This is a genomic window from Streptococcus mitis, from assembly GCF_001579035.1.
Classification (GTDB): Bacteria; Bacillota; Bacilli; order Lactobacillales; family Streptococcaceae; genus Streptococcus; species Streptococcus mitis_J.
Window position 1 is genome coordinate 94,059 of sequence record NZ_KQ970289.1, and the last position, 11,914, is coordinate 105,972.

Below are 11,914 nucleotides of genomic sequence, written 5' to 3' on the forward strand. Positions count from 1 at the left end.
ACTCTAAAAAGAAAGGAGATACTATGACCTATTTGGAAAAATGGTTTGACTTCAATCGACGTCAGAAAGAAATTGAAAGTCTCTTGGAAGAGACCATTGCCCAGCAGAGCGAGCAAAGTCTGACCTTGAAAGAGTTTTACCTGCTCTACTATCTGGACTTGGCTCAAGAAAAATCTCTACGCCAGATTGACCTGCCAGATAAGCTTCATCTGAGCCCGAGCGCTGTTTCTCGGATGGTCGCTCGCTTGGAAGCCAAAAATTGCGGTCTACTCAGTCGCATGTGTTGCCATCAAGATAGACGCTCTAGTTTTATCTGCCTGACAAGTGATGGGCAAAAGACACTGGCCTCGCTACAAAAGGCTGTCGAAGCAAGCTTGGAAACTGGTTTGGATTTCTTGATTTAAGATGATTTTAGAAAAAAGTTGCGTGCGCAATCATTTTTCTTGACATTCTCTTTTACAAGGAGTAAAATAAAGTCATCATTAAACAAAGGAGTTTTTAACATGATTGAAATCACCTATTTAGATGCCAGTAAGAATGAAAGAACTGTGACTTTCGAGTCTTATGAAGACTTTGATCGTTCGCAACAAGCTTGCCTTATCGGCGTCGCAGACTACTACCCTGTCCAAAAATTAACTTACAAGGGTCATGATTTGGACTACCATGGGACTTATGGAGATATCTTCTTCTATCTCAAGAAACAAGATTTAAGCCAATATAACTAAAAAAAGGAGAAATACAATGGCAAAAGCAATTACAGATGCAACATTCGAACAAGAAACAAAAGACGGTTTGGTCTTGGTAGACTTCTGGGCAACTTGGTGTGGTCCATGTCGTATGCAAGGTCCAATCTTGGACAAATTGTCTGAAGAACTTTCAGAAGATGTCTTGAAAATCGTTAAAATGGACGTTGATGAAAATCCAAACACAGCTCGTGCTTTTGGAATCATGTCTATCCCAACTCTTCTCTTCAAAAAAGACGGCCAAGTGGTCAAACAAGTTGCTGGTGTTCACACAGCAGACCAAATCAAGGCCATCGTTGCTGAATTGAGCTAATCGCACTAGAGACCAAGTACTTTCTTTGGTCTCTTTTTTCTTGCCCTTTGCCATTTTTTAAAAAATATGCTAGACTGTAGATAGAATATTACGATGTTTGGGACACGCCATCGCTAAAAAAAACCTTGACTTGGTATTTTTTAGCTCCCTCATGGGAGCTTTTTGCGTGCCCTGAACATTTCCCATTTTGGAAGGAGTACTATGAAACGTCAATCAGCCTTGGTCGTCTTTAGTGGCGGTCAAGATTCTACAACCTGCCTCTTTTGGGCTAAAGAACACTATGAAACGGTCGAAGCCGTTACCTTTGCCTACGGCCAACGCCATCACCTCGAAATTCAAGTCGCTAGAGAAATCGCTAAGGAACAGGGCATTCGTCATCACATCCTCGATATGTCTCTGCTGGGACAAATCACTGAAAATGCCTTGACTTCTGATCTGGAAATTGAGCAAAAAGAGGGAGAGGTTCCCAATACCTTCGTTGACGGTCGCAACCACCTCTTTCTATCCTTTGCGGCGGTTCTTGCTAAGCAACGGGGCATTACAGACATCGTGACAGGTGTCTGCGAGACAGACTTCTCAGGCTACCCTGATTGCCGGGATGTCTTTGTCAAATCTCTTAATGTTACCCTCAACCTTGCTATGGATTACGACTTTGTTATCCAAACACCTCTCATGTGGCTAGACAAGGCTGAAACTTGGGAATTAGCCGACCAACTCGGTGCCTTTGACTATGTTCGTGAAAAGACCTTAACCTGCTACAACGGGATTATCGGAAGTGGCTGTGGAGATTGTCCAGCCTGCCACCTACGTCAACATGGTTTAGATGTTTATCTCTCACAGAAAGGAGAGGACTAATGTTTTTTGCACCCAAAGAAATCAAACAGGAAACTGGGGAGTCTCTGGTCTACAATCCTCACAGAACCTTGGTATCAAAAGAGTTTACCTTCGATGCTGCCCACCATCTCTTTCACTATGAGGGAAAATGCAAATCCCTGCACGGCCACACCTATCATCTGCAGATTGCTGTCAGTGGATTTTTAGATGAACGTGGCATGACCTACGATTTCGGAGACATCAAAGCGATCTACAAGAACTACTTAGAACCCCACTTGGACCATCGCTATCTAAACGAAACTCTTCCCTATATGAACACGACTGCTGAAAATATGGTTTACTGGATTTTCCAAACCATGAACCAAGAGTTGCCAGACGAACGTGGTCTCCGTTTGGAATATGTTCGCCTCTATGAGACTCCGACTGCCTTTGCGGAGTTTAGACGGGAGTGGTTAGATGACTAGGGAACGTGTTCTCAAACTACCAGTTCTGGAAATTTTCGGCCCAACCTTTCAAGGCGAAGGTCGTGCTATTGGGCAGAAAACCATGTTTGTCCGCACTGCAGGTTGCGACTACCACTGCGACTGGTGCGATTCTGCCTTTACTTGGGATGGCTCTGAAAAGCCAACTCGTATGACTGCTGACGAGGTCATTGCTGCCTTGGATAAACTAGGAAGCTACGACTACGTCACCCTGTCTGGGGGAAATCCTGCTATCCTAGCAGCCAACATGGCCGAATTGGTCACCAAGCTCAAGGAACGCGGTGTCACCCTTGCTGTCGAGACTCAAGGCTCTCGCTGGCAAAATTGGTTAAAAGACATCGACCAAGTCACTCTGAGTCCCAAACCTCCTTCATCCAAGATGGAAGTCAACTTTGAGACCTTGGACTTTATCGTTTCCCAACTGGATCCAGATAAGGTCACCTTTAAAATCCCTGTCTTTGACGATGCAGATTTGGCCTTTGCCAGAGGCATACAAGAGCGCTACCAACCAGATGTCCTCTTCTTATCGGCTGGAAATCCTGAGCCCAAGGCCACAGGCAATATTGTCCAAGACCAACTGGACCGCCTCAAAGAACTCTGGGAACGTGTCGCTACTGACGATAGCTGGGGCAATGTCCGCGTCCTTCCTCAACTACATACCCTCCTCTACGATAACCAACGTGGTGTTTAAAATTAGAAAGAAAAAAATCATGTCACAACAAGAAGAAATGAAAAACCTAAGCCTACTAGGCAACAAAGAAACCAACTACATTTTCGAATATCAACCAGAAGTCCTCGAATCCTTTGACAATCGTCATGTGGAGAATGACTATTTTATTAAATTCAACTGTCCTGAATTTACCTCACTTTGCCCAATCACTGCTCAGCCAGACTTTGCGACGATTTATATTTCCTACATTCCTGACAAGCTCTGTGTCGAGTCAAAATCCCTCAAGCTCTACCTCTTTAGCTACCGAAACCACGGAGATTTCCACGAAAACTGTATCAACACCATCGGGAAAGACTTGGTCAACTTGCTAGACCCTCGCTATTTGGAGGTTTGGGGAAAATTCACTCCGCGCGGTGGCATTTCAATTGACCCCTACTACAACTACGGTAAGCCAGGAACTAAGTATGAAGGCTTGGCAGAACAACGCCTCTTCCAACACGACCTTTATCCAGAGAAAATTGACAACCGTTAAACTCATACGAAAAAGCCCTGTTCCTCAAAATGAGGAGCAAGGCTTTTTGAGTTTCAATTATTCTTCTGTTCCAAGGAAGTTTTTCGCAACGAGGGCTGCAAGAACTCCACCAGCGATTGGTGCAAGGATGAAAATCCATACTTGTTGAAGGGCTGCACCACCTACCAAGACAGCTGGTGCCAAGCTACGAGCTGGGTTTACTGACAGTCCAGTAATGTTCAATCCGACAAGAATCATCGCCATCAAGGACAAACCGATTACCAAACCAGCTATCGCGCCATTTCCCTTGCTTTCTGAAGTCACTGTCATGATAACCAAAACAAACAAGAAGGTTGCAATGACTTCAAACAAGAATCCACCAAAGACAGTGACACCGTTTGCCAAGGCATTTTCACCAAGACTAGCAGTTGACATACCTGAATTTGCCAAGAGGAAGAAGACTGCGCCAGAAGCGATGAAAGCTCCAACTACTTGTCCAAGGATGTAGTTGACAAGGTCTTTTGATGACAAACGTTTGTTAACAAACATAGCAATAGAAACAGCTGGGTTCAAGTGAGCACCTGAAACAGTTCCGATTGAGTAGGCTGCAACTACGATTGCCAGACTAAAGGCAAAGGCGATTCCAAGGTGACCAAGGCCATCAAGACCATTTCCAAAAACAACAGCTCCTGTCCCAATGAACACAAGCATGAACGTACCGATTAACTCAGCGACAAATTTTTTCATTTTCTTTCTCCTTTTTTCAAAAACTAGATACTAGTCTATCAGAAGTAGGAAAGGGTTTCAAGAAAATTGATTGGAAATTTTCTTGAAAATCATAGAACTATTAGCTAATCTCTAGTATTGAAAAGACTGGATGGCTTCTTTCAAGTCATCTTGTAAACTATTTCTCTGGTCAAGTTGGACATAGACTTCCAACAGACAGGATCTGAAGTTGGAAAATTTATAAAAATCTTCCCTTTCTTCTATAGGAAAGTCAACAGCTTTTATCCAAGAAGCTACTTGCTCTTGCTCCAACTTCCCTTGTAAAATAGGTTCATAGATCACTCTTGCTAAACGCCAATCTTCATCATCTGTAAAACGAATGGGAATTCTTTTAAATAATGGACCAAGTATGTCAAATACTTCATGAACTCTGTTTTTAGGAAAGTCTGGATGACAAACCACCTCTGTCAGTAAATCGGCTCCATGTGCAAAAGTGTGAACCCAACCATACTGACTTGAAAAACCCCTTGTATCCTTTTCTTTTGAAAGATAATACAAACCTTGATTTAAAAGGACATTACGAATTCCTGCATTTAATTCCTGATAAAAAATCGATAGCTGGTTGGCATCTGCAGACAAGAGATTTGCATAAATAAGCGCCCTAAAAGAACGTTCAAGTGTTGACAGGCCTACCTTATCAATATCTTTATCTAACCCTCCATCAGATGAAATCCCTTCAGCAATGAAATGAAATTGTTCCTGTGTAAATAGCTCTTCCTGAATCCCCCTAGCAAAGCTTGTAAAAACAAGGTCATCGCGAATTTCTGGAGAAGGATCTCCCAAATGATCAAGCAACCATTGGATTTCTTCCTGGTCATAACTTGGTTTTTCTTCTGTTATTTTCCTAAGTAACTCTTGATACATGGTCAATACCTCTACATTTCTAGCAACTTGATATAATCTAGACCCCATTTCTCGACAGCATCTAAAACAACTCTGAATTCCTGCCCCATTTCGGTTAAGCTGTACTCAACTCGTGGTGGAACTTCGGCATAGACCTTTCGTTGAACAATCTTATCCTTTTCTAATTGACGGAGATGACGGGTCAAAATAGTTTGAGTAATCCCAGGCAATAATCTCTGCAATTCTTTAAATCGTTTGGTACCCGTACTCAACTGATAAATGATTACCAGTGCCCATTTCCCCGTTAAAACCTCTGCGTTGTCGCAAATGGACAAATACCATACTCACTCACTTTATTTGTCATAAAATATCTTCTTTCTATTTTTTTAAAAAAAATTTATCTTTTAGTATCAATAATAGTACCACTTTTGATACTAGCTATCGAAAAAGCGTCTACTTGTTTTTTTGTTTGTAACTGTTACAATTATATCATAAAAAAGAAATGGAGAATAGATATGTCAACAAACTTAGAAATTTTCAATGCTTATAACCAAGCTTTAATTGCTGGTGACTTTCCTGGTGTCTTTGAAACGATGGCAGACGATATTATCTGGCATCAACCTGGTACTCATAGTATATCTGGTACAGTTGTTGGTAAGGACAAGCTAGGAATTCACCTGGCTACATTTGCTGAGAAAACTAATGGAACCTTTAAAGTGGTAACAAATTGGGTTTCTGACAATAAGGATTTAATCGCAGCCAATGTTACTTTTCTTGGAACACGTGCTGATGGTACTGAACTCAATATGAACGGGATTGACCTCTTCCGTATTGAAGACGGAAAAATCAAAGAAGTTTGGCTCTTCTCTTCAGATCAAGCAGAAGAAGATAGCTTTTGGGGATAATTTAAGAGGCCAGGACAAAAAATTTTGATTTTAGGAATTCTTTATTATAAATTTTTAAAATCGATAGATTAGAAAAAAGCGAACAAGACAGAATTCTGAGTGTCAGATAACTCGTTTTGTTCGCTTTTTATATTTAAGGTTAAACTTTTGTCCCAGACTCTTTTAATTTACTCTCCCAACTGGGCACTGTAAGCGATAATCTGGTCAACTGTGTCAGACAAGAACTGGATAGTATCACGGAGTGGTTTGTCTGTTGAAATATCGGCTCCGATAATCATGGCTGACTCAAGCGGTGTCTTGCTACCTCCTGATTTAAGGAGATTGAGCCAGTCTTCAGCTCCAGTTTCTGAATATTTCAGATGTAGGTAACCTGCAGTCGAGATAACAAGTCCTGCCGAGTAAGTGTAGCTATACAAGCCCATGTAGTAGTGAGCTTGGCGCATCCAAGTCAAAGCCGCATCATCGTCAATTTCAATGGCATCTCCCCAGAAATCCGTCAAGACTTCTTTCATAATACTGTTGAGCTTGCTTGCCCCGAAAGTTTCTCCTTCTTCAATCAATGTATAAACCTTGCGCTGGAAGGCTGCTTCCAAGAGGTGAGTGATAAAGTTGTGGAAGTAGGTGTCTGTCAATCGATGGGCAAGAGCGAAGCGTTTTTGACGTGGGTCTTCAGACTGGTGTTCCAAGTAATCACTTAAAAGCAATTCATTGAAGGTTGACGGTGCTTCAACATAGTAGGTCGACATGTGGGCATTGAAGTAACTTTGGTGGTTGTCAGAAAAGATGAATTGACCAGAATGCCCGATTTCATGAATCAAGGTATAGACATCACTCAAACGGCCTGTCCAGCTCATGAGGACATAAGGATGCACACGATATGGGTCCGCTGCATAACCACCAGAATCCTTGCCACTATTAGCAGCAAAGTCCACCCAGCGTTCTTCTTGATAGCGGGCAACTTCCTGACAATATTCCTGCCCCAAAGGTTCTACCGACTTCATAACCAAGTCATAAGCATCGTCAATAGTCACTTCAGGATTCAGGGCACTATCCAAATCCAATTTCCAGTCCGCAAAGGTCATCTTTTCAAGACCATTCACCTTGGCAACATGCTTGAGATATCTCTGAGCGACTGGCGCAAAATCCTTCATAATAAGGTCAATCTGGCGGTCAAACATGGCACGATCTACTTCTTGCTCAGCTAAAAGATAGTCAAAGACTGAGTCGTAGCCCTTCATATCTGCCAAGAGTTTTTCAGACTTGACTTGGGCTAAATAGGCTGCCGCAGCCGTATTTTGGTGCTTACGAAGTCCCTCTGAGAAGGAACGGAAGGATTTCTCACGCACCTCAGCGTCCTCGTGATTTTGGTAAAAATTCTCATAAGTCACAAAACTGTTTTTGTAGGTCTTGCCATGGGCTTCAAAGTCAGCCATTTCAAAATCCCCAGCTCGCATCTTAGTGTAAATATCCTGCGGACTGTAGAAAACTTCTCCTAGATTGGTCAAGGCCTTCTCCACATCAGCTCCGAGATAGTGAGCTTTTTTGATTTTAGCCTGACGAATGGCAGCTGTTAAATGTGGCAATTTACCCAAACGGTCTAAGACTTCCTCATCAGCTTCCACCAAGGCATCGTCAAAGAAGGTCAAGGCTACACTGGCATCTGTTTCAAATTCCATCCCAGCTTGGGCAATGTTGGCAAATTCGTCATTGCTATAATCTGTCGTCTGAGGCATAAAACCATAGTTACCAATATGGCTCATCTGAATGTAGATTTGTTCCAATTCCGCAAAGGCCTTCTCAAAATCCTCAAAAGTATGAAGATTGCCCTTGTAATCACGGCTAAACTGGTTGATGTCTTCACGAGCCTTCTCGATCGCACGTAAGAAATCCTCACGATCTTGGTATAGGGCAGTTAAGTCCCAAAGTTCCTTTTCTGGAAATTCTGAACGGTGTTTTTGTTCCATTTTCTTCCTCTTATTTCTCTAATTCTAATAAAACACTAAGGGCTGATAAGGCGTAAAGCGGTGCTGTTTCTGCTCGCAAAATACGAGGACCAAGTCCTGCTAAGACTGATCCCTTAGCTTCGAAACTCTCAATTTCTGCAGGTGACAGACCACCTTCTGGACCAAAGATAAAGAGCAATTTGGCTCCTTTTTCAAGACCAGCGACTGCTTGTAAAAGCGCAGCAACTTCTCCTTCTTTGGCCGACTCTTCATAGGCTACTATGATAGAGTCAAACCAGTCCAGTTGAGCTAGAAAGTCTGATTTTTTCTCGAAAAGCTGAATACTTGGAACCATATTACGCTTACTTTGTTCTGCTGCTCCAAGGGCGATTTTTTCTAGTTTTTCAACCTTTTTACCCAATTTTTTGCCATCCCACTTAGCAACGGACCAATCGGCAGGGAAAGCCCAAATCTGACTGGCACCCAGTTCGGTTACTTTTTGAGTGATAAACTCCAGCTTGTCCCCCTTGGGAAAGCCGGATGCGATGGTCACTTGGACTGGCAGTTCCACATTGTCAGCCAATTCTTGGATCAACTCAAACTGACGGGCTTCCACATCCAGCACGCGCGCCAAGCGCTTAATTCCATCATCAAAGACCAAAGTAACCTCATCATCTTCTTTCAAGCGCATAACCTGAAACATATGCTTGCTGGTTTCCTTGTCCTCGATGGTGACAGGAGAGATAGCACTGCCTTTGACAAAATACTGTTGCATGCTAGCCTCCAATCACACCAGAAATATCCTTGGTTTTCTTAAAGACGCAGGCATTCCATTCCCCTTGGATCATATGAGTTTCAAGGAAAAATCCAGCTGACTCAGCCGACTCGCGCACCATGTCCCACTTGTCCTTGATAATGCCACTCATGATGAGGTAGCCTTCGTCCTTAACCAAACGATAGGCATCGTCTGTCAGATGAATGAGGATATCCGCCAAGATATTAGCTACAATCACATTTGCCTCAATCTCAACACCCTTAAGCAAGTCTCCTGCAGCTACATGGATGTTTTCCATACCAGGGTTGAGCTCAATATTTTCCTGAGCCACACGAACCGCCACATCATCTAGGTCATATGCGAAGATTTCCTTGGCACCAAGCAGCGAGCTGGCAATAGAGAGAACCCCTGAACCAGTCCCCACATCTAGCACCGTTTCGCCACCACGAAGAACCTGTTCCAAGGCAAAAAGGCTCATCTTGGTAGTTGGGTGGGTTCCTGTCCCAAAGGCCATACCAGGATCCAGCTTGATAATCTTTTCCCCAGCAGTCGCCTCATAGTCTGTCCAAGACGGCACGATAGTCAAGTCATGAGTAATTCGAGCTGGCTCATAGTATTTCTTCCAGTTGTCTGCCCAGTCTTCTTCAGCCAAGGCAGTTGTCCCCATCTTGACCTCACCCAAGTCCATAAAATCAGTTAGTTCCGCGAGACGGGCCTGCAAATCTTCTTCAACCACTGCCACATCCACCGTGTCAGGGTAGTAGGCGGTCACCACAATTTCTTCTTGCTGCTCGACCTCTGGGAAAATCTCGCCAAAGCGGTCAACATTTCCCACATAGTCCATGCTATCTTCAATCGCAACGCCTTGCGCTCCCAGCTCGATCAAGAGATTGGAAACTAACTCCTCCCCCTCACGCTTCACTGTAACTTTTAACTCTTGCCATGTTTCCATATTTAAGATACCAAGCCCGTAAAACACAAAACCAAAATAAGAAATTCTCTGAAGACGCTTGTGTCTAAGAGAAGTTTATCTTTTTGGCACCGTGTTTAGGGCGGGTTCAGTTTAGAAATGTAACTGAACTATCCTTTCTATTTCTCTATGCATTTTTTCATGTAAACCATATCCATGCCTTCTTTTTCAGGTTCAATATGGGTTTGATGGTAGCCGTTCTTCTCATAGAAATCAACCATACCTTCATCCTGTAATACCGTACACAAATCCCACTGTTTAATCATTGGAAATTCCTTTTCCAGCAATTTCAATCCTTCAGAACCATAACCTTTTCCTTGATACTGGGGCAAAATCGCTACCGTTCCTAACCAAGCTTTCGTTAACTCGTCATTAGTCTGAACTCGAAGAAATCCGATTTTTTCGTCCTTTTCTTTCACAAAGTAGTAATAGCTATTGGGACGCTCGACTAGTTTCCACTTAATTCGTTCACGGTCCTCGAGATAAGGATCATACTCATCTTGATATTTTTCATAGACAGCCTTAAAGCTAGCTCTTTGAATTGCAATTACGGTTTCTAAATCCTCTGCTCCTGCTCGTTCTAGCCTAATCATAGTTACTCTCCATATAATCTCTCACTCTATCCTGCAACTGAGGGACAACTTGACTGGAACTAAGAAATTCCTCAACATTCATCAACTGATAGGCCTGACCTTCATCTCCAAATACGATACTGTCAAACTGGTCCTGTGTCAACTGACCGACTAGAAATATAGATTGTTTATCCGCAAAAAGCATACTTGGATAAACCTTACTCCAAAGCAGACAATCCTCAGTCAGATGAACTCCCAGTTCCTCAAAAACTTCACGCGCCGCGCACTCAAACGGACTTTCATCCTCCTCTCGCCCACCGCCGGGCAGTTCCCACATATTGGGCCAGGGAATGCTTGCCTTATCATCTCGTAAGATGGTCAAGAGCCTATCCCCACAAAACAAAGCAATCTTACAGCCTGTGAAATCAGATATTTCTAGTTTCATCTTCAGTTCCTTCTGACATTTCCTTTTCCAGCTCGGCTAACCAGTTTTGATAATAGATTTTCTCATCCCGTAACATCCGGCTGCTATTCATTTTCTGTCTAGCAATCTTCATAGCCTTGTGAGTTTGAACTACATCTTTCTTTACCTTAAATTGATACCAGGCTTGAATGACCTGCATATCTGCTGTTTTAATAGATAAAAAGGATTTGACCCCTCGAATACTTGCATATTCTTCCGCTTTCTTATTATCTCCTTCCATCAGAGCAATTTGAAGAAGGTATAATTGAGAAATAGTTTTAGACATTGGGTTATCTGTTTTCTCTAACACAGACTGAAACTGTTGCTTTGCAAGCTCTATATTATCATCCAATATGAATACCAATCCCTGAAGAGTCTGAACACTTTCTGCAAAACTCCCTCTCGCCTCCTCATCAACAGACATGATAAAGTCTTTTAAATCATATTCTTGAGGAGCTAGCAAGGTCTGGGCAGAATGCCTCAACATCAGGTAGGCGTATTTCGTATTTGCAGGGTGTTGTAGCAATTCCCAAATTTTTGCTCCATCGGTGATGCCGACTGGCAAAATATTATTTAGGAAGAAAGACAAATTAAGAAAAATCCAAGTCCCTGCAAAATACCAGCTTCTTGTCAAAAATCCAAACAATATCGCCAATAATATCAAGCTGAGATGAACCATCAAGCCTCCTGAAAGCATCAGGATGATTCTTTGATCGCTTTCATCCTCTTTTAAACCAATGTATTGAGCACCAACATTTTTCAGAATGGCTGTTCTACTAAGATGAAACCTGCCTGACTTTTTGGTCAAAATAAAATGTCCTAATCCAAAAGCCACCAGCCGATAGCCTGTCAAGTAGCCACAAAAAGCATGTCCCAGCTCATGAAGAATCAAGATTAAATACATGCTTAGAAGAGCGAAGGCATAACCAAAAGTAAAGACTAAAACTGCGGAATACCCCAGCTCTGCAAATGCGATTGTTCCACAAGCACAAGCCAGCATAATAAAGACAACAGCTAGCACATAAACCAAATAAATCCCAATTTTCTTCATAAAATCTCCAACCAACTCCTAGTATCTCGGATAAGGATAAAACTCTCCCTCTT

At 42.6% G+C, this 11,914-nt stretch carries 16 protein-coding genes and 1 pseudogene; 8 read left to right on the plus strand and 9 right to left on the minus strand.

Annotation, left to right across the window (positions count from 1 at the left end; translation table 11 throughout):
• Nucleotides 1-23: 23 nt before the first annotated feature.
• From SMIDD26_RS07670 to queF, 7 genes are all read left to right on the plus strand, one after another.
• Complete coding sequence (locus SMIDD26_RS07670) at nucleotides 24-404, plus strand: MarR family transcriptional regulator (protein ID WP_000221630.1); 381 nt, start codon at nucleotides 24-26, stop codon at nucleotides 402-404.
• A gap of 99 nt (nucleotides 405-503) precedes the next feature.
• Nucleotides 504-725 (plus strand): DUF4649 family protein, encoded by a 222-nt coding sequence (locus SMIDD26_RS07675; protein ID WP_000570253.1) that lies wholly within the window; start codon nucleotides 504-506, stop codon nucleotides 723-725.
• 16 nt (nucleotides 726-741) lie between these two features.
• Nucleotides 742-1,056, plus strand: coding sequence for a thioredoxin (gene trxA / locus SMIDD26_RS07680; protein ID WP_001029579.1), 315 nt, complete (start codon nucleotides 742-744; stop codon nucleotides 1,054-1,056).
• A 201-nt stretch (nucleotides 1,057-1,257) separates the two neighbouring features.
• Nucleotides 1,258-1,911 (plus strand): 7-cyano-7-deazaguanine synthase QueC, encoded by a 654-nt coding sequence (gene queC, locus SMIDD26_RS07685; protein WP_061439735.1) that lies wholly within the window; start codon nucleotides 1,258-1,260, stop codon nucleotides 1,909-1,911.
• Complete coding sequence (queD, locus tag SMIDD26_RS07690; protein WP_000464573.1) at nucleotides 1,911-2,354, plus strand: 6-carboxytetrahydropterin synthase QueD; 444 nt, start codon at nucleotides 1,911-1,913, stop codon at nucleotides 2,352-2,354. The genes queC and queD overlap by 1 nt, the downstream gene beginning before the upstream one ends.
• Nucleotides 2,347-3,063 (plus strand): 7-carboxy-7-deazaguanine synthase QueE, encoded by a 717-nt coding sequence (gene queE / locus SMIDD26_RS07695; protein ID WP_000196462.1) that lies wholly within the window; start codon nucleotides 2,347-2,349, stop codon nucleotides 3,061-3,063. The genes queD and queE overlap by 8 nt, the downstream gene beginning before the upstream one ends.
• 19 nt (nucleotides 3,064-3,082) lie before the next feature.
• Nucleotides 3,083-3,574, plus strand: a complete 492-nt coding sequence (queF, locus tag SMIDD26_RS07700; protein ID WP_000082587.1) for a preQ(1) synthase — start codon at nucleotides 3,083-3,085, stop codon at nucleotides 3,572-3,574.
• 57 nt (nucleotides 3,575-3,631) lie between these two features.
• Here the strand turns inward: queF and SMIDD26_RS07705 are convergent, their stop codons facing one another.
• The 3 genes and pseudogenes from SMIDD26_RS07705 to SMIDD26_RS07715 form a co-directional block, all read right to left on the minus strand.
• On the minus strand, nucleotides 3,632-4,300 hold the full coding sequence (locus SMIDD26_RS07705) for an MIP/aquaporin family protein (protein WP_061439736.1): 669 nt from the start codon (nucleotides 4,298-4,300) through the stop codon (nucleotides 3,632-3,634).
• Between the two features lie 111 nt (nucleotides 4,301-4,411).
• Complete coding sequence (locus tag SMIDD26_RS07710) at nucleotides 4,412-5,203, minus strand: DUF2785 domain-containing protein (protein WP_061439737.1); 792 nt, start codon at nucleotides 5,201-5,203, stop codon at nucleotides 4,412-4,414.
• Between the two features lie 11 nt (nucleotides 5,204-5,214).
• Nucleotides 5,215-5,546: pseudogene (locus SMIDD26_RS07715) on the minus strand (winged helix-turn-helix transcriptional regulator).
• Nucleotides 5,547-5,697: 151 nt separating this feature from the next.
• Between SMIDD26_RS07715 and SMIDD26_RS07720 the strand changes: the two are divergent.
• The gene (locus tag SMIDD26_RS07720) at nucleotides 5,698-6,087 is read left to right on the plus strand and encodes a nuclear transport factor 2 family protein (RefSeq protein ID WP_061439738.1); all 390 of its coding nucleotides are present in this window, start codon (nucleotides 5,698-5,700) and stop codon (nucleotides 6,085-6,087) included.
• A 167-nt stretch (nucleotides 6,088-6,254) separates the two neighbouring features.
• Here the strand turns inward: SMIDD26_RS07720 and pepF are convergent, their stop codons facing one another.
• The 6 genes from pepF to SMIDD26_RS07750 all read right to left on the minus strand — a co-directional run bounded on the left by pepF (nucleotide 6,255) and on the right by SMIDD26_RS07750 (nucleotide 11,861).
• Nucleotides 6,255-8,051 (minus strand): oligoendopeptidase F, encoded by a 1,797-nt coding sequence (pepF, locus tag SMIDD26_RS07725; RefSeq protein ID WP_061439739.1) that lies wholly within the window; start codon nucleotides 8,049-8,051, stop codon nucleotides 6,255-6,257.
• A 10-nt stretch (nucleotides 8,052-8,061) separates the two neighbouring features.
• Entirely contained in the window at nucleotides 8,062-8,805 is a 744-nt protein-coding gene (locus SMIDD26_RS07730) for a 16S rRNA (uracil(1498)-N(3))-methyltransferase (RefSeq protein ID WP_061439740.1), read from the minus strand.
• A 1-nt stretch (nucleotide 8,806) separates the two neighbouring features.
• Nucleotides 8,807-9,757, minus strand: a complete 951-nt coding sequence (gene prmA, locus SMIDD26_RS07735) for a 50S ribosomal protein L11 methyltransferase (RefSeq protein WP_061439741.1) — start codon at nucleotides 9,755-9,757, stop codon at nucleotides 8,807-8,809.
• Nucleotides 9,758-9,894: 137 nt separating this feature from the next.
• Nucleotides 9,895-10,368 (minus strand): GNAT family N-acetyltransferase, encoded by a 474-nt coding sequence (locus SMIDD26_RS07740; protein WP_061439742.1) that lies wholly within the window; start codon nucleotides 10,366-10,368, stop codon nucleotides 9,895-9,897.
• On the minus strand, nucleotides 10,361-10,792 hold the full coding sequence (locus SMIDD26_RS07745; RefSeq protein ID WP_061439743.1) for an NUDIX hydrolase: 432 nt from the start codon (nucleotides 10,790-10,792) through the stop codon (nucleotides 10,361-10,363). The genes SMIDD26_RS07740 and SMIDD26_RS07745 overlap by 8 nt, the downstream gene beginning before the upstream one ends.
• Nucleotides 10,773-11,861 carry a M50 family metallopeptidase gene (locus SMIDD26_RS07750; protein WP_061439744.1) on the minus strand — a complete coding sequence of 363 codons (1,089 nt, stop codon included), beginning with the start codon at nucleotides 11,859-11,861 and terminating at the stop codon, nucleotides 10,773-10,775. Before SMIDD26_RS07750 ends, SMIDD26_RS07745 begins: the two co-directional genes overlap by 20 nt.
• Nucleotides 11,862-11,914 lie beyond the last annotated feature (53 nt).